Source organism: Undibacterium sp. 5I1 (assembly GCF_034314085.1).
Taxonomy (GTDB): Bacteria; Pseudomonadota; Gammaproteobacteria; order Burkholderiales; family Burkholderiaceae_D; genus Undibacterium.
Genome location: NZ_JAVIWI010000001.1, coordinates 1,278,865 through 1,296,582 on the forward strand (window position 1 = coordinate 1,278,865; position 17,718 = coordinate 1,296,582).

The window sequence follows — 17,718 nt, forward strand, 5'->3', positions numbered from 1 at the left end:
GCTTGCAGCGCTTACAGTATCCGCACTGATAGTCGGTACTGAAGCACGACGGCTAAGAATGCTAATTAGCGCGTCAAAAATTGCAATTTATCTTTGACATCTTTCCAGTCATCTGCATCTGGCAGAGGACTGGTTGTTTTGGTAATTGATGGCCAGGTGCGGATCAGATCTGCATTGATCTTGATGAACTGCTGTTGATCTGCCGGCACGTCTTCTTCTGCATATATCGCGTTAACTGGGCATTCTGCAACGCATACTGCGCAGTCTATGCATTCATCCGGATCAATCACCAGGAAGTTAGGGCCTGCACGGAAGCAGTCTACTGGGCAAACATCAACGCAATCGGTATAGCGGCAGCGGATGCAGGATTCGGTCACAACGTGGGTCATAACAGTCCTTCTTTTCTATTGTGAGGGTGTAAGGCGCAGCCAATAGAGGGCATAGGCTGCAAAGCCTTGCATTTTAAGGCAATTTGAGCTAACTCACAAATTAGGCTTAGATAAATTACGCATAAGCAAATTCGGTATGTGTGATTGGCGATGTGCTTTTTGTAGCCTTTTTTGTGTTTTTTAATTTCATAAAATGGGTAGAGCAACGCTTGCTACGCTGAATTCCAATAACTTTGTACCTCCATCAATTAAAGCACTGTTTTGAATGAAATTTTTTGATCCTACTCAAAAGCAGCATTTTTTGCCATATTCAGCGTTAAACTCATTTTGATATAAATAACCGTTAAGACCGTTAGCTGCTTGTAAGGCCTAAAAATCCGATCGGCCAAATAGCCAAATAGCCAAAAAATTATTAAATTATTCAGGATACGAATGAAACCTTCCATCTTAGTCTCACGAGCAATTTTTCCAGACGTGTTAGAGCAGTTATCTACGTATTTTGAGGTTGAATCAAATCAGGATGATCATATTTTTTCAGCACAGGAATTGGCTGAAAAGTTAAACGGAAAGCAGGGCTTGTTATGTACTGGTAGCGCCAAAATTAACGAAGCCTTATTGACCCAATTGCCTGACTTAAAAATGGTGGCGCAGATGGCAGTTGGTTACGACAATATTGATGTTGCTGCTTGCACGGCACATCGCGTCATGGTGAGTAATACGCCGGATGTATTAAACGAAACTACCGCCGATTTTGGCTGGGCATTGTTGATGGCGACAGCTCGTCGCGTGACAGAGGCAGAGCATTGGCTACGCGCTGGCAAATGGACTAAGTGGCGCTATGATGGCTTTTTGGGCGCTGATGTGCACGGCGCTACTCTGGGAATCATTGGCATGGGCAGAATAGGGCAGGCGATCGCTCGGCGCTCCATGGGGTTTGATATGAAGGTGATTTACCATAATCGTTCGCGTCTGAGCACAGAACAAGAGGCGCATGCAAACAACGCTAGCTATGTCAGTAAAGAGGATTTGTTGAGGACTGCAGATCATGTGATGCTGGTGTTACCTTACTCAGCTGCGTCACATCACACCATCGGTGCCGCCGAGATAGCGATGATGAAGCCAACTGCAACGCTAGTCAACCTGGCGCGTGGCGGGATAGTGGATGATGCGGCCTTGATTGCAGCCTTGCGTAACAAGACGATTGCGGCGGCAGGTTTAGACGTGTTTGAGAATGAGCCGAAATTTAATCCCAACTTATTAAATCTGGAGAATGTAGTCCTCACACCGCATATCGCCAGTGCATCAGAGGCCACCAGGAGGGCGATGGCGAATTGTGCGGCGAGTAATTTGGTCGCTGCTTTGAGTAAGCAACGACCACCTAACTTACTGAATCCTGATGCGATTGCTGGAATGCTTGCCTAAATACTATACTGGTCGGGTGTATGATTGTTTTATGTCAGATTGTCCAGATAAAGTCTGGACAATTAAAAATACTCCCCTTATTTATAATATTATTATTTGTCCACTTGTTGGGTGAGATAGAGATTAGGGCGGTTGATTTCCATCAGAATCTCAGGTTTGGCGGGTGCCTGAAATCCAAACTTTTGATACAGCCCGCGCGCATCACTGCTCGCTAGCATAAATCGACGCAAACCTTGAAGCTCGCTATGTTCTATAACGGCTTGAATCAGCAGTTTGCTATACCCTTTGCTGCGCTGTTCTGGCACGACAAATACATCTACCAGGTAGGCAAAAGTAGCGTGGTCAGTCACGACGCGGGCAAAAGCGACTTGTTCACCTTCAAGATAGCCGCCAAAACAAAATGAATGTTGAATCGATCGCTGCACCGTGGCTAGAGGAATCCCCTTGGCCCACGCCGCATGCTGCGACAAAAAATCATGAATCAGGGGAATGTTCAGCGCGGATTTGTCGGTGGAAATATGCATTGTAATGTGGGATGAATGAAGGAGTTTGGTTCGCTTTAAATCGAAGTGACATTTAGAAACGAACTTTAAAACGAACCTTAAAGCGAACCTTAAAGCGAACCTTAAATTCAGCTTCGGTTTAATCTTTCAGGCCATTGATCAGATCAATATATTGCTGCATCGCGTCTTCTTGTAAGGTGCCTGCCAGTGCTTGCCATGCATCAAATTTGGCACGGCCCACAAAGTCAGTCATACCAGGACGATCACCAGTTGCATCACCTGCGCTGCCTTGTTTGAACAGGCCATAAATTTTTAGCAGCGTCATGTTGTCAGGGCGCTCTGGCAAATTTTTTGAATCGGCTGACGCTTGGAGAAATTGTTCTTGCAGGCTCATTTAGTACTCCGTAATCTTGAATGGAAAGCATCAAAGTAGCATACTTGCCATTCAGTCCATAGTAGTTCACTAGAGTAAATATTCAATCAATTACCTCTTGAAAAATGGTCAAGCTAGCTAGGTCAATGTATCGTCGGTTCAGCGCCACAACAAGCTTTGAACTTTTTACCGCTGCCACAAGGGCAGGGATCATTGCGACCTACTTTCGGACTCTCACGCTTGACTGTCGCCACGCCTGATTTCCGTAATGGTGCCCAGAAGCGGCGGATTTCCGGGATAGCCGCCTCCAGTTCGATGGCGAGCAGGTGACATTTTTGCGGCGTATCCACCAGCTTCACTTCCTCTTCTTCGATCTCTTCTGCGCCGAGTAAATAGATAGGATTGAGCAAGGGCGCGATAGCGGATTCCCAGATTGGCTCCCACTCATCCTCGCGCAATTGCATGCCTTCCCAAAAGCCCCAGGCCCATGTTTCGCCATCAATCAACTCTTTGCCATCTTGCTCCATGACGCAAAACAGGGGTTCAAACTCTTGCGGCGCGACTTCAAATGTGATCTGGATTTCATTCATAAAACGGGCGATCAGCGTGGTGATGCGTTCCATTTCTTTTGGCGTTTTAAACTTTGGTTCTGCTTGGTCGGGCAAGCCCCAGACCAGCGGCAACCATTCGTTCATCGGGATCATTTCTGGTCCGATGGCAATGGCGGTCAGGTAGCCATGCAAGGCATCCATGGTCATGCCGTCGTCGCCTACACGGTCGGACATCAAAAATTTGTCCAGTTCGTTAAATTCTTTGTCGCTGAGGGGTTCGTCGAGGTGCATAAGAGTGCTCTTGATTGTTATTGGGTGAAATACCGGAAGTGTAGCGCTTTGTCTCTCGTTCGTGGAGAGTTTGAACGTACAATGCCAGCCATGAGCACATCAATTTCTCCCAATAATTCAATTACCCCCGATCTGGATGATGATGACGATCGCCAGCCTGATTTTTTGCTGGAAGAGGCATCAGATCACTCCTTATCCTCCGACGCCACCACTCATGCTTTCGCCGGACTCACGCCTGAATGTGCGCTGGACGCTTTACATGCGGCAGGTTTTCAATGCGACGGTCGCTTACTAGCGCTAAACAGCTATGAAAACCGTGTATATCAGTTAGGAATGGAGGACGGGCCGCCCTTGATCGCCAAGTTTTATCGCCCGCAACGCTGGACCGATGCTGCGATTTTGGAGGAGCATCAGTTTGTTCGTGAATTAGCTGCGCAAGAAATCCCGGTCGTACCTGCCTTGGTATCTGCGGATGGCCAAAGCCTGCATCAGTATCAAGAATTTCGGTTTTCGGTTTTCCCTAGGCAAGGAGGGCGAGCGCCGGAGTTGGATCAGCCGCAAACGCTGGAGTGGCTGGGGCGGTTTATCGGACGTATCCATGCGGTAGGTGCGCAGCAGACTTATCAGCACCGACCTGGCTTAAACCTCGATACTTTTGGTCATGTGCCAAGAGCCTATTTATTGGAATATGCCGGCATGCCGCGTGATTTATTGGCGGCCTATACCAGCGTCACGCAATTGGTGTTGGACGGCGTAGCGCAGGCATTTGAGCGGGCAGGGCAAGTCAGCCAGATTCGTTTGCACGGCGATTGCCATATCGGTAATGTTTTGTGGACGGATACCGGTCCGCATTTTGTGGATTTTGACGATAGCCGCATGGGGCCGGCGATACAGGATTTGTGGTTATTATTATCAGGTACGCGAGCAGAGATGACGGCTCAGCTAAGTGACATCATATTTGGCTATGAAGATTTTTTTGAATTCCAGCCACGTCAGTTGCATCTGATTGAGGCGCTGCGGAGTTTGCGTATGTTGCACTACTCCGCCTGGCTGGCACAGCGTTGGGATGATCCGGCATTCAAGCAAGCCTTCCCTTGGTTCAATACCCAGCGTTATTGGCAAGACCGGATTTTAGAATTACGAGAGCAAGTTGCCTTGATGGATGAACCGCCGCTGGTAGTTTAATTGCTGCCAACTGATGTGGCAGCTTACTATGGCAACTTGAAATTCGTTGCCATAAGGGCGCGAGCAAATATCTAACGCAAAGCGCAAAGACCGAATTCTTGCAAACCGTCTGGAGCGTTTTTGCAGATGCCGTGTTGGCGATGCCGGGCTATCCGTTAAAATGCTGCCATTCCTTCACTTTTGAAATGCGCATCATGACTCAGGACGAACTTAAACAAGCCGTAGCCCAAGCCGCTATTCAGTACGTTGTAGAAGATAGTATTGTCGGTGTCGGTACTGGCTCTACTGCCAATTTTTTCATTGATGAATTGGCTAAGATCAAACATAAAATCAAGGGCGCAGTCGCCTCGTCAGAAGCAACCGCAGCCCGTTTACGCAGTCATGGGATTAGCGTATTTGATTTGAATAATGTCACCTCCATGCCGGTATATATTGATGGTGCGGATGAAATTACACCCCAAGGTGCAATGATCAAGGGTGGCGGTGCGGCTCTGACTCGCGAAAAAATTGTTGCTTCAGTTGCGGACAAATTTATCTGTATCGCCGATGGTTCTAAGCTGGTCGATTTGCTGGGTAAATTTCCACTACCAATCGAAGTGATCCCTATGGCGCAAGCCGTCGTTGTTCGCAAGCTTAATGCCCTCGGTGGCGAAGCGCGGCTACGCTTAAAAGATGGCGTGCCTTTGCTAACGGATAACGGCAATATCATCATCGACGTGCATGGCTTGCAAATTGCCGATCCGGTAGCGATGGAGGCGGCTATGAATAATATCGTCGGTGTGGTGACAGTCGGTTTGTTTGCGCAACAAGGCGCGAATGTCTGCTTGTTGGGTACGGCTGAAGGTGTTAAAACGCTGAATTTTTAATTTAGCGCAGGCTGTTTCCTCACATTGCAGGTGAGTTTTGCTAGTGTAAAGTTTTGCCGTTTTTATATACTCCCATTATGTATATTTAAGTTGTCCAGAAGTTTGTTGGGCAGTAGCTTAATTTTTTAAAAAATAATGGGGAGTATATTAATCTTAGGTAGACTGAACTTAGTAGATTGAAGAGTATAAGCAGCGAAAATACTGAGGACGATCAAACAAGATCCGCAGTTTTTTCGCTGTACTTATATCGTAATAGTATTTCCTGAGGTTATACCTTTGCTATTACTTCGCATTAATAGTGATAGGGATCGCTACTTTTGCAGTACGTCCGGCAGAATCAACAACGGACACGCTCAAACTATAACTGCCTGTTACCGGACTCGCCCAAGCGGCGATCACGTTCATTCCGCTCATAGAAAAACTCATTCCCATCGGTGCACCAGAGATCGTGATGGATAACGACGTCGCACCAGGATCTGTGATTCCTATCGTTCCGGAAAGCGCTTTACCCGCGACGCCTACCATGGTTGGCACTGTGATTACCGGACCGCTTACGCTAGTCGTGCTAATTGTTACGGTGAAAATACCTTGACCGCTCAATCCGGTTTTGCTGTCTTTTGCAATCACAGTCACAGCATAGTTGCCTGTTATCGGCGTTGCCCAGCTCACGATGCCAGCTACACTAATAGTCATCCCGGCGGGTGCGCCAGTCATTGTGTAAGTCACTGGATTGGACGCAGTGACCGACACGCTAAACGACAATGCCGTGCCCGCTTTGCCCAAAATAGTCGTTGCATTGACTACGGGCGCTTGAGTCGTTGTCGCGGCAGTGATTGTGATGGTATAGATCGCTTGGCCGCTTAGTCCAGTTTTAGAATCTTTTACTGTGACTAATACTGAGTAGGTACCAAGTACTGGCGTCGCCCACGTCACCGCACCGGTATTGCTGATCGTCATCCCGGATGGGGCACCACTTAAACTGTATGTCAATGGGTTGGCGGAAGTAGCAGATACCGTGAACGATAATGCCGTGCCGACTTTGCCAGCAATGCTCGCAGGCGTCACTACCGGCGCAGTCACTGGCATACTTGCGCCAGACAAACTAGTTAATAAGTTGCTGATATTCGGTGTGCCTAAACCAGACAATGAGTCATATCCGATTTTGGCACTACAAGTGGCGCAAGTACCGTCAGAACCTTTGGTGATATCCGCAAACGCACTGGCATAAGCGCCGGGTACAGTTGAGATTTGTCCATATAAAACTGCATGCGGCCCACCTAATGCAGATTTCGCAGTCAGAGCGCGTGAGGCGTTGGCGATCGCGATAATGCCAGCCCACTGCGGGGTAGATAAACTGGTACCACCAGCACTGACCCAACTCGCAGCAGAACTGCCTGAAGGAATAATCGCTACATATTGTCCGGTAGAGGGATCTGCATTGAACGACACATCGGCAACTGTACGACGTGCCACCGTTCCCATCCCTGGCACCGCGTTGGACTGATAAGCTGGTGTGGCTATATAAGCACTGGTGCCACCACCTGTGCCAGACCAACTCACCTCACTGCGCGTACCAGTGCCGGAAAAACTTAAGCTTGTACCGCCAACCGCCAACACATTTGGCGAAACGGAAGGCCATTCAACGGCAGCGCCAGAATCACCTGTCGCAGCAAGATATGTCATATTCGCGGCAGCAAATGCGGCATCAACAGAGCCGGTCCAATTACCTTCTGTCGCACCAAAGCTCATTGAGACCACGCCCGGCCCCATTGCATTGGCTAATTTCACGCCACCGATCAAACTGTTGAGTGAAGCATCAACAGCTTCGATCAAAATAATCCGTGCCAGCGGTGCTGTCGCATGCGCCCACTGCACGTCGAGAGCGATTTCTGTCGCCCAGCCAGAATCATAAGCAGGTGCTGTCGCCGTTAAGGTGCCGCTGGCCGTGTTGTAGACCACTGCAAATTCGCAGCTACTGGCCGATGCTGTCGCAAGCGGGAGTGCCGTTGTGGCAGAGATCGTTTTAGTCGTACAAGCGGGCAAGCCAAATTTTTGATTAAATGTTGTCAGTTCCGCGGCGACATTAGGGTCGTGCATTGCGTCAACGATATAAATGGTTTGTCCCGCACCGAGTTGGGCAGCTTGCGCCGGAGTCAGCGCATTTGTGGTCGCTGGTATGGCTGGCAAACCATAGGCTGCGCGAATTTGCGCTGGTGTATAGGTTGATACCGCAGTTGTCGCAGCAGCCGGGCTAACTGTGCTGCTATCCACTGTAGACTGAAGCTGTGATTGCGTTTGAGTTTCCATGTTCCGATTATGCAAATCTCTAACAATCTCCATTGCAGACACGGTCAAGCGACGTGTTGAAAGATTTTTAAATTCTGTTGGTATCGCTTGTGTATGAGGCGCTGACAATGCAGATACAGCACTGTCCTCAAACTCAGGCGTGTTAAGCAGCACTGGCGCCAGATGAAACGCTGGCTGCGCAATTTGCATTGCTGCTGCGTCAGGTAAATTGGGCACATCGACTTGTAAAGTTGTAGTGCCAGTAGCAACCAAAGGAGCGATTTGTATAGAGCTTTGGGCACTGGTGGGCGCATTGGTCGATGCGCTGTCGTTCGCACCACCGCAAGCAGTGAGCAGGCTTGCTACGCACGTGACAAGCAAGCTCCCAATCGTCAGTAGCGAACTATTTTTTGTATTAGATTTTAGTTTAAAGGATGATCTTTTCATGGCTGCAACGCTCCGATATAAAAAATATAGGCGAGGGCCAAAAGTGACAACGATCAGTTTATTTACAGTAGATGTAATTTACGTCTCGTTGGCAACCCCGCTACCATGGCGCTTTCGCGCTGTAGGCCGGTGGCTTTGCGTCCTCGTTTTTCAACAAGTTTGCCCTCAGTGATTCATACTAATTTGTCGTGCTTTTAGTGTCATACAACTATTAGCACTATATAACTTGCTTAATATTATCTATTCCATGGGTAAACTGTACTAGAAAGTAGATCCTAAAAGTTAAATTTTGTTGCGCCACCTCAACTTTTTATAGATTGAGGCAATGAATATACGGTTTCTGATATGGAATAAATAATTAATTTCCAAAAAAATATGCAGTTATTGAAAAAAACGAATATTGTTTATAAAAATATTTCAGAATTAATGATCTGCTAACAGGTGTAACAGAATTGATCAGAATTATTCTAAAAAATTCTCAACAATTTCTTATTTCTCTCTGGCTATTCGCTGACGTTTGATAGGCGGCATATTAGCTGAGCTTATTGCGCACCATTCCATAATATGTTTCTCAAGAAAGTAGCACACCCATGTTTGCCGAATCACTTGGTGATTCATTCCCTGATTTTGTGCGCCTTAGCATTGCGCATCAAATCAACATTGTTGAAGACTTAGTCAAACAAGGCTGGTCACAACAAAACATTTTTTTGTCTGAAAATTTAACTCTGGCGTTGGCGGCGGAATGTCAAGCATTGGCAGATATTGGCGCGTTAAAATTAGCCAATGTCGGTCGTGGTGCTGCGCAAGTGATCAGGCCAGAGATTCGCGGTGATCAAATCCAATGGCTAAAAGCAGGTCAGTCGCTAGCGTGTGACCGCTATCTGCAAATTATGGAAACAGTGCGGCTTGCTTTAAACCAAGCATTGTATTTGGGGCTGGATGATTATGAGAGCCACTTTGCTTTTTATGCGCCAGGGGCGTCTTACCTCAAACATCTGGACCGGTTTCGTGACGATGATCGCCGGATTGTATCCGTGGTAATTTATCTGAACTATCGTTGGTTGCCGGAGCAGGGCGGTGCTTTACGACTGCATCCCATCGATAAGTGCACAGAGGACATTTCGCCACTCGGCAGCCGCATGGTGCTATTTTTATCGGCTGATATGCAACACGAAGTGCTACCCGCAACGCGTGACCGGCTATCTCTCGCGGGTTGGTTTAGACGACGCGCTTGATCTTTAACGTGATCTGAAAACTAAGGTATTTGGGACAAACTTGCCATAAAAAATGCGCAACACCATTTCTATCGCTTAAATGGGTATTATGCATCTTAAAAAAACCAAAAAATCTCGGTGTAAACAAAGCGCTACATCAAGCCTTGCTCAAAAATGAGCTGGAAAATTGCTCCAGCATATTTCCCAACTCACCAAAACCAGAGGTGGCTACTTCACCGTTGGGCGTAAGCTTATCTACCAGACCGGGCAACATTTCCGCCAAATGTACCGCTGCACCGTCGTGCGATAAACCTGCTGCTTCTGCCAATTGCGCTAGCTGGCCATTGCCGAGCGCACTTTTGATTTGGTCTGCAGAGATCGGCAAATTATGACCATTGCTTATCCATGAGCTGACGATATTGCCGAGGCCGGCGTTTTCAAATGCGCTAACTAAACCAGATAAGCCCGACGAGCCAGTTTGATCACTTTGACCATTTTGTCCGTTAGCAGATTGATTATTGGTAAGCATACCAAGCGCAGCTTGTAGCAACATCGCTTTGGGATCATTACCTTGATCCGAGTTGCCGCCCAACATGCCTAATGCTGAATCCAGAAGTCCCATACGATCCCTTTCTGAGGTGGTTGATGAATTACATTACAACGTAAACGACAATCATATTAATACTAAAAAGTTAATCTGATTGTGAACTTTGTATGAATAGTTTCCGGAGGTATTTGTCATCCAAGGTTATTGCTCGCCGAGAGACTATTTTGCAACGCTGTCAGTGGCGCTGCGATTGTGCGCTCTGCTATATTTGCCGCATGAAAAAAATAAAAACAATCGCTTCAAAAATAGGGTTTAGTTTGATTGCTGTGTTATTTGGGGTGAGCTTCACTGCTGCTGGTATTGGAGCAGGTGCGATCCCTTTGGCTAAGCAGATAATTGGTTTGTGGAAAGCACAAAATCTGGTGGCAGTACAGGCGCAGATTGAAAAACTATCCCTGGAAGAGCACGACGGTGAGACCAGAACTTACCAGGTAAAGGCTGAATTTAGTTACAGCTATCAAGCCTTAGGTCACCGCAGCAAGCGCATTAACATCGGCGGCGACAGCAACGATAATATTGGCGACTACCAACGTGATATTTATCGAGAATTGCAACGCGCCAAAGACCAGGAGCAGTCCGTCACGCTCTGGGTCGATCCCGACGATCCTGAGTTTGCCGTCTATGACCGCGCAATTCGCTGGATGCGGTTATTGTTTCTGTTGCCGTTTGCATCGCTGTTCCCTGCTGTGGGGATTGGCGCTTGCTGGGCACTCTGGAAAATCTGGCGGCCTTCGGCTGAACCTGTCATTCCTGTTGTTACAGTAGAATTCGCTCAACAACATCAAGTACCACTTTCTAGCCTGATCATTGCCCCAGAACAAAGCGGTGCGTTGCCAATGGGTGTCTTTGCCGTGTTCTGGAACTTGCTCTCCTGGCCAATCGCTGGGGTGGCATTGTTCTCATCTCATATTGGCAATAATCCACTGATCCTCATCGCCGCTATCTTCCCTCTGGTTGGTATTGGGATGATTCTTTTTGCAGTGAAATTATGGTTTGTCAGAAGCTGCATTGGTCAGCCAGTTTTAGTGACCACCAGAGCGCCGGAAATAGGGTTGAATGAATGGAAAGCGAGCATACGTTTTATACCACCGCTCGGTGAAAGTTTGGGTATGTTACGCACACCGCAAGCAAGTTATCCGGTCAGGATTGAATGCCAGTGTCTTTATGAAGACAGCAGTGGTGAAGATACCAGCACTAAAACCTTGTGGTCACTCGTCGTGGATGAGGTGCAGCTTGCGCATGGAACTTCGCAGACGAGTTTCATGGTCGATTTTCCAGCACAATTGCCAGCCTCAGGTGCTGCGGATGGTAAGAACAAAAAAATTATTTGGAAATTAGTAGTCAGAGTATTTGATGGTGATTTAGTTTTTCCTTTGTTGGTTGGTTTTGCATTGAACGAGTCTTCAAAGATCCACTGGCAATGCCTGCTGCACAAATCAAAACCGCTAGATCAGCTAGATTTGACAAAGCTAGCGGAGGCTGCGTCTTTGCGTAATGCCGCTGATCGCATGAATCCTTGGTTAGGGCGCATCTTTTTATTATTTTTTGTCGCGGTTGCTGGATGGAGTTTGATCAACTTTTTGTTATCGGTGTTTGGTCCTGCTCGTAACGAGGCGCAGTCAGAAATGGCGCCTGTACAAACCGAGACATATACACAATTACAGGCAAAGCTTGCTGAGGGTGCTGATCCAAATCGGCGTGACAACGATGGACTAACCAGCTTGATGCAGGCTGCGCAAGAAAAAGATTTGGCCAAAGTGCAATTATTATTATCGAGTGGCGCACGTGTTGACGATGTGACGCCAGTTGTCATTAGCGCTGCAGGTTACCGAATGGGAAACCGCAGCGCCTTATTTGATGCGATTAGTAGCGACGCGGTTGAAGTGGTCGGTGTTTTACTTGACGCTGGTGCCGACATGCGATTAGCCAGCAATCAGGTCTGGACGCCCATGCATTACGCTGCCTATGTCGGTGCTGTGCGCAGTATGCGTGTATTGCGAGAATATGGCGCTGAGATTGATGTGCCGTTTAGCGAAGCGCGCGGTTCTACCCCATTAATGGTTGCTGCGCAATATGATCAGTTGCAGTCAATCCAATTTTTACTGGAATCTGGTGCCGATAAAACGAAATTAGATTTGTACGGAGAAAATGCATGCGGCTATGCGCGTTATTTTAAAAAAACAGCTGCTGCAAAAGCGCTTGACTGCGATTAACCTGAGAGATTAGTTCAAGAGAGTAAGTTCAAACAATCATTTCAAACAAAAAATAATCGCAGCACCGCAGTACTTTACATCCCTCCCCACGCCGCATTTAATGTCGCAATCGCCGCCAGACCTGCGGTTTCTGTACGTAAGATGCGTGGCCCCATACTCAGGGTCAAGACACCTTGTCTGATCGCCAGCATTTCTTCATCATCAGAAAATCCACCCTCAGGACCGATCATCAGGCTGACTGATTGCGCGGGGTGATGACGTGCCCAGTCGGCAAGCGATTGATCTGCTCTGGGCGATAACAAAATGCGTTTATGCATATCTTGCTGTGCCAGCCATTTAGGCAAATCCATAACTGGAGACAAATGAGCCAGGCGATTACGCCCACATTGCTCCGCCGCAGCGACGATAATGCCTTGCCAGTGAGCGAGCTTTTTTTCAGCACGCTCTGCCGATAATCTCACCACACAACGTTGGGATGACAATGGCTGTATGGTCGTCACGCCAAGTTCAATCGCTTTTTCAATAATCCAATCCATCTTGGATGCTTCCGGCAAAGCCTGCGCCAAAGTCAGGGCAAATGGTAGTTCGCATTCTTCCGGTAAAAATACTTTGACTTCTGCGATGACACTTTTTTTTGTAACGGACACCAAGGTGGCGACATAACTGCCGCCTTCGCCATTAAACAGAGAAATGTTCTCGCCAGCAGAAAGTCGTAAAACAAATATATGGTGAGCGACATCTGTAGGCAGATCAATCGAGGCGCCGATGGTAAGCGGTAAAGGGCAAAAGAAGCGAGGCATGTTCTATTTGTATAAAAGAGTATTCGTGTGACGGTATCGAAAAACGCCATATCATGGAAAAAGATTATACGGCAGGCTTTACTAATTTCGATTTGTGCAAGGAGTGATACTGGGAAGCTGACGGTGCAAATTTCTTATAAAGGAAGATTTTGCGGATAGTCCGCTCCAAGGGTCGCGGCTAAGCACTATATGGATTGCTGCTAAATCATTGCTGTTCGCGCTTTGTTTGTTTTCTTATTGGATTTAAATTTATACTCCCAATTAGTATATTTAAGTGTCCATATATTCATTGGGTATTAAGGCATTTTTTATAAAATCATGGGGGAGTATATTTTTTTTAAACCATCTAAAGCTGGACTGATCGTTTGAAAAAGATCAAATTACCTTATCGCAACGAGTTAAAGATGCGCCTGTATATTCGTTCAACTTGGGCTGATGTTGATGATTTTATAAACTCATATCAAAACTCCCTGATAATAAAATTGCCTTAATGGCATCAACTGTAAAAATTGATAGGAATAAATTGCGAGAGGTGAATATGACAGTTCGCATAGTTCTCCACTCCCGCTCTGTTAAAATAACGGACTTCGCAGAATCTGTTGCATATTTCTAGCCTGTTCGTCGTAGTTTTTCGCTCAGTATTTTCTGCTGGTCGTGTTCAAAGCATGACTCAACAAAGCATTACCTAAGTATTTAAAGCTATAAAGATTTTCCCAGACACTCTTAGCCCAATCTAATCGCCATGACCACATCTATACAGCCAGCTATGCTTACTAAAATGGCCAACGCCATCCGCGCTTTGTCTATGGACGCCGTACAAAAGGCCAATTCTGGCCATCCTGGTATGCCTATGGGGATGGCAGATATTGCCGTGGCACTGTGGAGTGGTCACTATCGCCATAATCCATCCAATCCACAATGGATCAACCGTGATCGCTTTTTGCTGTCGAACGGCCATGGTTCTATGTTGCATTATTCTTTACTGCATTTGACTGGCTATGATCTCAGCATGGACGAGATCAAAAATTTTCGTCAATTGCATTCTAAAACTGCGGGGCATCCAGAAGTCCACATCACACCTGGTGTAGAGACAACCACCGGTCCGCTAGGACAAGGGATTACCAATGGCGTTGGTATGGCCTTGGCTGAGAAATTGCTGGCGGCGGAATTTAATGAGCCTGGCCTAAACATCGTCGATCACCACACGTATGTATTTATGGGAGATGGCTGTTTGATGGAAGGTATTTCTCACGAGGCCTGTTCCTTAGCGGGCACCTTGCGTCTGAACAAACTGATTGCTTTTTGGGATGACAACGGTATTTCTATCGATGGTCATGTCGAGGGCTGGTTCACCGATGACACGCCTAAACGGTTTGAAGCGTATGGCTGGAATGTTGTAAGAGCAGTCGATGGTCACAATCCCGCTGCCGTGTCTGCCGCAATTGTTGCTGCCAAGGCCTCTGATAAACCAACACTGATTTGCTGCAAAACGGTGATCGGTAAGGGCTCTCCGAACATGGAAGGCACGCATAACGTCCACGGTGCTGCCTTGGGCGATAAAGAAATCGCTGCAGTTCGCGCCAATATCGATTGGCCATATCCACCATTTGAGGTACCTGCTGACATCTACGCAGCCTGGGACGCAAAAGCCAGTGGTAATAAAATGGAAGGCGAGTGGAATGCGCAATTTGCTGCCTACACAGAGCAGTTTCCGCACAAAGCGGCTGAACTGACTCGCCGCATGAAGGGTGAATTGCCAGCCAATTTTGACGAAGTCGTCGCCAGTGCCATTAATTCTTGCGTAGAGAAAAAAGAAAACATCGCTACCCGTAAAGCCAGCCAAAACGCGATTCAGGCCTTTGCGCCTTCATTGCCAGAATTCCTTGGTGGTTCTGCTGATTTGACGGGTTCTAACCTGACAAACTGGAAAGAATGTGTTGCGGTACGCGGTAATCAAGCCGGTAATCACATTAACTACGGCGTGCGTGAATTTGGTATGAGCGCGATGATGAATGGTATCGCTTTGCACGGCGGTTACATTCCTTTTGGCGCCACCTTCCTGACTTTCTCTGATTACAGCCGTAATGCGATCCGCATGGCGGCGCTGATGAAAATCCGTACCTTATTTGTCTTTACACATGACTCTATCGGTTTGGGTGAAGATGGTCCTACGCATCAATCAGTTGAGCACATTTCTAGTATGCGTTTGATCCCTAATCTGGATAACTGGCGTCCATGCGACACAGTGGAATCTGCAGCGGCCTGGGCTTTTGCAGTGAAGCGCCACGATGGTCCATCGACGCTGATTTTCTCGCGCCAAAACTTACCCTACCAAGAACGTAGCGCACAGCAAATTGCCGATGTTTCTCGCGGTGGTTATGTATTACAAGATGTTGCCGATGCTAAAGCCGTGCTGATTGCCACTGGTTCAGAAATTGAACTCGCGGTGAAATCAGCCGCCGAGCTGGCAAAGCAAGGCATACCTGTACGCGTCGTGTCTATGCCATCAACCGATGTCTTTGATCGTCAGGACTCAGCGTATAAAGCGAGCGTTCTCGGCAAAGGTTTGCCACGGATTGCAATCGAAGCTGGTGTAACTGACTTCTGGTACAAATATGTCGGCTTGGAAGGTGCTGTTGTCGGCATCGATACTTTTGGTGAATCAGCGCCTGCCAGCGTCTTGTTTAAATACTTCGGTTTTACAGTAGAAAACGTAGTTGCTAAAGTGAAAGCGACTTTAGCGTGAGTAAGCAAAGTATGAGCGATGCCAGCATCATTAAAGAAATCAGCTTGCGTCGTGCGACAGTCGCCGATGCGCAAGCGATTGCCGCTGTACGTATAGAAAGCTGGCGTGCTACTTATCGCGGTGTCATGCCTGATGAATATCTCGATGAAATGAAGCTTGATGACAGTACCGCAATCTGGACTCGTATTCTTAACACATCGGCTGATGAGCTACGTTGCGTATTCGTTGCCATTGCGGATGACGAGATTATTGGGTTCGCCTCCGGGATTCTGTTGAAGGAAGAAAAGCAGGGAATGCATGCAGAGTTAGCTGCGATTTATCTGCGCCCGGCTTATCAAGGTTTAGGTATCGGTCAACGGATGCTGCAAAAAGTCTCGCGTACTTTGCAAGCCATGGGTGCAAAGAATATGTTGGTCTGGGTCTTGACTGGTAACAAGGCAGCACGCCAGTTCTATGAAACTTTTGGCGGTCAATTTTTGATCGAGCAAAACTTCATCTGGGATGAGCTGGAGCTGCAAGAGGTTGCCTATGGCTGGCCAGATTTGAACGAGTTAACTGAATTGCATTTGACCTCGGCAGAGGTTGCGCCGACTTTGCACTGATCGCCAATTTAAGGCCATAGAACCTTAAATTTAAGTAAAAAAGTGTTCTTGGTTTTTATGAAGGCTTCATACCAGTTTTGTAGTAAACCCCTGAAGTAAACCTTAAACTTATAAAAATTTACACAGATTTATAAAGATTTTTCACTGTTTTTATTGGAGATAAAACCATGACGATTCGCGTCGCAATCAACGGCTATGGCCGTATCGGTCGTAACATTCTGCGTGCCCACTACGAAGGTGGCAAATTCAAAAATGAGATTCAGATCGTAGCGATCAATGACCTCGGCAATGCAGAATCTAATGCTCACTTGACTCGTTACGACACTGCCCACGGCAAGTTCCCTGGCACAGTCACTGTCGAAGGCGATACCATGATCGTCAATGGCGACAAGATCAAGGTATTCGCTGAGCGTAATCCAGCGAATATCCCTTGGGGTGAGTTGAATGTCGATGTCGTGCTGGAATGCACCGGCTTCTTCACGACAAAAGAAAAAGCTTCTGCACATTTGGCCGGCGGCGCGAAAAAAGTCATCATCTCTGCACCTGGTGGCAAAGATGTTGACGCAACGATTGTGTATGGTGTGAACCACGGCGTATTGAAGGCAACCGATACCGTTATTTCTAACGCCTCTTGCACCACAAATTGCTTAGCACCTTTGGCGAAGCCTTTGAATGATGCGATCGGTATCGTCAACGGTTTGATGACGACCATCCATGCCTACACCAATGATCAGGTGTTGACTGATGTCATGCACGAAGACTTACGCCGCGCGCGCTCTGCCACGATGAGCATGATCCCGACTAAAACTGGCGCAGCAGCGGCAGTTGGACTGGTGTTGCCAGAGTTGAACGGCAAACTGGATGGTTACGCAATGCGCGTACCAACCATCAATGTATCTGTTGTCGATCTGACATTTGTTGCTGCCCGCGACACATCGGTAGAAGAAATCAATTCCGTATTAAAGGCAGCGTCCGAAGGTGCCTTAAAAGGTATTTTGGATTACAACACAGCGCCATTGGTTTCAGTCGATTTCAACCACAATCCAGCATCTAGTACTTATGACGAAACATTGACTAAAGTATCTGGTCGTTTAGTCAAAGTGTCTAGCTGGTATGACAACGAATGGGGTTTCTCTAACCGCATGTTGGATACAACGGTTGCCTTGATGAACGCGAAATAATTTCAGTTTTTACGATTAAAAAAAAAGCCCCGAACTTTCGGG

At 47.3% G+C, this 17,718-nt stretch carries 15 protein-coding genes and 1 riboswitch; of the genes, 8 read left to right on the forward strand and 7 right to left on the reverse strand.

Annotated elements, in window-relative coordinates; translation table 11 throughout:
- Positions 1 to 65 precede the first annotated feature (65 nt).
- A complete protein-coding gene (gene fdxA, locus RGU72_RS05770; protein WP_322118824.1) occupies positions 66 to 389 on the reverse strand; it encodes a ferredoxin FdxA in 324 nt (107 codons plus the stop codon).
- Positions 390 to 821: 432 nt separating this feature from the next.
- Between fdxA and RGU72_RS05775 the strand changes: the two genes are divergently transcribed.
- A complete protein-coding gene (locus RGU72_RS05775; RefSeq protein WP_322118825.1) occupies positions 822 to 1,811 on the forward strand; it encodes a D-glycerate dehydrogenase in 990 nt (329 codons plus the stop codon).
- 92 nt (positions 1,812 to 1,903) lie between these two features.
- Here RGU72_RS05775 and RGU72_RS05780 read toward each other — a convergent pair whose 3' ends face one another.
- From RGU72_RS05780 to RGU72_RS05790, 3 genes are all read right to left on the reverse strand, one after another.
- Positions 1,904 to 2,335 (reverse strand): GNAT family N-acetyltransferase, encoded by a 432-nt coding sequence (locus RGU72_RS05780; RefSeq protein ID WP_322118826.1) that lies wholly within the window; start codon positions 2,333 to 2,335, stop codon positions 1,904 to 1,906.
- 118 nt (positions 2,336 to 2,453) lie between these two features.
- Complete coding sequence (locus RGU72_RS05785; protein WP_322118827.1) at positions 2,454 to 2,708, reverse strand: acyl-CoA-binding protein; 255 nt, start codon at positions 2,706 to 2,708, stop codon at positions 2,454 to 2,456.
- A gap of 122 nt (positions 2,709 to 2,830) precedes the next feature.
- Positions 2,831 to 3,529, reverse strand: coding sequence for a UPF0149 family protein (locus RGU72_RS05790; RefSeq protein WP_322118828.1), 699 nt, complete (start codon positions 3,527 to 3,529; stop codon positions 2,831 to 2,833).
- Between the two features lie 90 nt (positions 3,530 to 3,619).
- On the opposite strand from RGU72_RS05790, the gene RGU72_RS05795 reads away from it, so the two are divergent.
- Together RGU72_RS05795 and rpiA are read left to right on the forward strand one after the other, a co-directional pair.
- On the forward strand, positions 3,620 to 4,714 hold the full coding sequence (locus RGU72_RS05795) for a serine/threonine protein kinase (protein ID WP_322118829.1): 1,095 nt from the start codon (positions 3,620 to 3,622) through the stop codon (positions 4,712 to 4,714).
- A gap of 194 nt (positions 4,715 to 4,908) precedes the next feature.
- The gene (rpiA, locus tag RGU72_RS05800) at positions 4,909 to 5,580 is read left to right on the forward strand and encodes a ribose-5-phosphate isomerase RpiA (protein ID WP_322121566.1); all 672 of its coding nucleotides are present in this window, start codon (positions 4,909 to 4,911) and stop codon (positions 5,578 to 5,580) included.
- A gap of 282 nt (positions 5,581 to 5,862) precedes the next feature.
- Here the strand turns inward: rpiA and RGU72_RS05805 are convergent, their stop codons facing one another.
- Complete coding sequence (locus tag RGU72_RS05805) at positions 5,863 to 8,313, reverse strand: S53 family peptidase (RefSeq protein ID WP_322118830.1); 2,451 nt, start codon at positions 8,311 to 8,313, stop codon at positions 5,863 to 5,865.
- A gap of 87 nt (positions 8,314 to 8,400) precedes the next feature.
- Positions 8,401 to 8,487: riboswitch (cyclic di-GMP riboswitch) on the reverse strand.
- A gap of 416 nt (positions 8,488 to 8,903) precedes the next feature.
- Between RGU72_RS05805 and RGU72_RS05810 the strand changes: the two genes are divergently transcribed.
- Positions 8,904 to 9,548, forward strand: a complete 645-nt coding sequence (locus RGU72_RS05810) for a 2OG-Fe(II) oxygenase (protein ID WP_322118831.1) — start codon at positions 8,904 to 8,906, stop codon at positions 9,546 to 9,548.
- Between the two features lie 136 nt (positions 9,549 to 9,684).
- On the opposite strand, the gene RGU72_RS05815 is transcribed toward RGU72_RS05810, so the two are convergent.
- Positions 9,685 to 10,149 (reverse strand): YidB family protein, encoded by a 465-nt coding sequence (locus RGU72_RS05815; RefSeq protein ID WP_322118832.1) that lies wholly within the window; start codon positions 10,147 to 10,149, stop codon positions 9,685 to 9,687.
- 200 nt (positions 10,150 to 10,349) lie between these two features.
- Here RGU72_RS05815 and RGU72_RS05820 point away from each other — a divergent pair, with 200 nt between their 5' ends.
- Positions 10,350 to 12,347, forward strand: coding sequence for an ankyrin repeat domain-containing protein (locus RGU72_RS05820; protein ID WP_322118833.1), 1,998 nt, complete (start codon positions 10,350 to 10,352; stop codon positions 12,345 to 12,347).
- 74 nt (positions 12,348 to 12,421) lie between these two features.
- Here RGU72_RS05820 and RGU72_RS05825 read toward each other — a convergent pair whose 3' ends face one another.
- Positions 12,422 to 13,147: a 16S rRNA (uracil(1498)-N(3))-methyltransferase gene (locus tag RGU72_RS05825; protein WP_322118834.1), complete on the reverse strand. Its 726-nt coding sequence runs from the start codon at positions 13,145 to 13,147 to the stop codon at positions 12,422 to 12,424.
- 742 nt (positions 13,148 to 13,889) lie between these two features.
- On the opposite strand from RGU72_RS05825, the gene tkt reads away from it, so the two are divergent.
- The 3 genes from tkt to gap all read left to right on the forward strand — a co-directional run bounded on the left by tkt (position 13,890) and on the right by gap (position 17,676).
- Entirely contained in the window at positions 13,890 to 15,893 is a 2,004-nt protein-coding gene (gene tkt, locus RGU72_RS05830; protein ID WP_322118835.1) for a transketolase, read from the forward strand.
- On the forward strand, positions 15,890 to 16,495 hold the full coding sequence (locus tag RGU72_RS05835; RefSeq protein ID WP_322118836.1) for a GNAT family N-acetyltransferase: 606 nt from the start codon (positions 15,890 to 15,892) through the stop codon (positions 16,493 to 16,495). The genes tkt and RGU72_RS05835 overlap by 4 nt, the downstream gene beginning before the upstream one ends.
- 167 nt (positions 16,496 to 16,662) lie before the next feature.
- Positions 16,663 to 17,676, forward strand: coding sequence for a type I glyceraldehyde-3-phosphate dehydrogenase (gene gap / locus RGU72_RS05840; RefSeq protein ID WP_322118837.1), 1,014 nt, complete (start codon positions 16,663 to 16,665; stop codon positions 17,674 to 17,676).
- Positions 17,677 to 17,718 lie beyond the last annotated feature (42 nt).

Excerpts from the sequence above, each read along its gene's own strand:
- RGU72_RS05825 (WP_322118834.1), bottom strand. The coding sequence starts at position 13,147 with ATGCCTCGCTTCTTTTGCCCTTTACCGCTTACCATCGGCGCCTCGATT.
- RGU72_RS05795 (WP_322118829.1), top strand. The coding sequence starts at position 3,620 with ATGAGCACATCAATTTCTCCCAATAATTCAATTACCCCCGATCTGGAT.
- tkt (WP_322118835.1), top strand. The coding sequence starts at position 13,890 with ATGACCACATCTATACAGCCAGCTATGCTTACTAAAATGGCCAACGCC.
- rpiA (WP_322121566.1), top strand. The coding sequence starts at position 4,909 with ATGACTCAGGACGAACTTAAACAAGCCGTAGCCCAAGCCGCTATTCAG.
- RGU72_RS05805 (WP_322118830.1), bottom strand. The coding sequence starts at position 8,313 with ATGAAAAGATCATCCTTTAAACTAAAATCTAATACAAAAAATAGTTCG.
- RGU72_RS05790 (WP_322118828.1), bottom strand. The coding sequence starts at position 3,529 with ATGCACCTCGACGAACCCCTCAGCGACAAAGAATTTAACGAACTGGAC.
- RGU72_RS05785 (WP_322118827.1), bottom strand. The coding sequence starts at position 2,708 with ATGAGCCTGCAAGAACAATTTCTCCAAGCGTCAGCCGATTCAAAAAAT.
- RGU72_RS05815 (WP_322118832.1), bottom strand. The coding sequence starts at position 10,149 with ATGGGACTTCTGGATTCAGCATTAGGCATGTTGGGCGGCAACTCGGAT.
- RGU72_RS05775 (WP_322118825.1), top strand. The coding sequence starts at position 822 with ATGAAACCTTCCATCTTAGTCTCACGAGCAATTTTTCCAGACGTGTTA.
- RGU72_RS05780 (WP_322118826.1), bottom strand. The coding sequence starts at position 2,335 with ATGCATATTTCCACCGACAAATCCGCGCTGAACATTCCCCTGATTCAT.
- gap (WP_322118837.1), top strand. The coding sequence starts at position 16,663 with ATGACGATTCGCGTCGCAATCAACGGCTATGGCCGTATCGGTCGTAAC.
- fdxA (WP_322118824.1), bottom strand. The coding sequence starts at position 389 with ATGACCCACGTTGTGACCGAATCCTGCATCCGCTGCCGCTATACCGAT.
- RGU72_RS05810 (WP_322118831.1), top strand. The coding sequence starts at position 8,904 with ATGTTTGCCGAATCACTTGGTGATTCATTCCCTGATTTTGTGCGCCTT.
- RGU72_RS05820 (WP_322118833.1), top strand. The coding sequence starts at position 10,350 with ATGAAAAAAATAAAAACAATCGCTTCAAAAATAGGGTTTAGTTTGATT.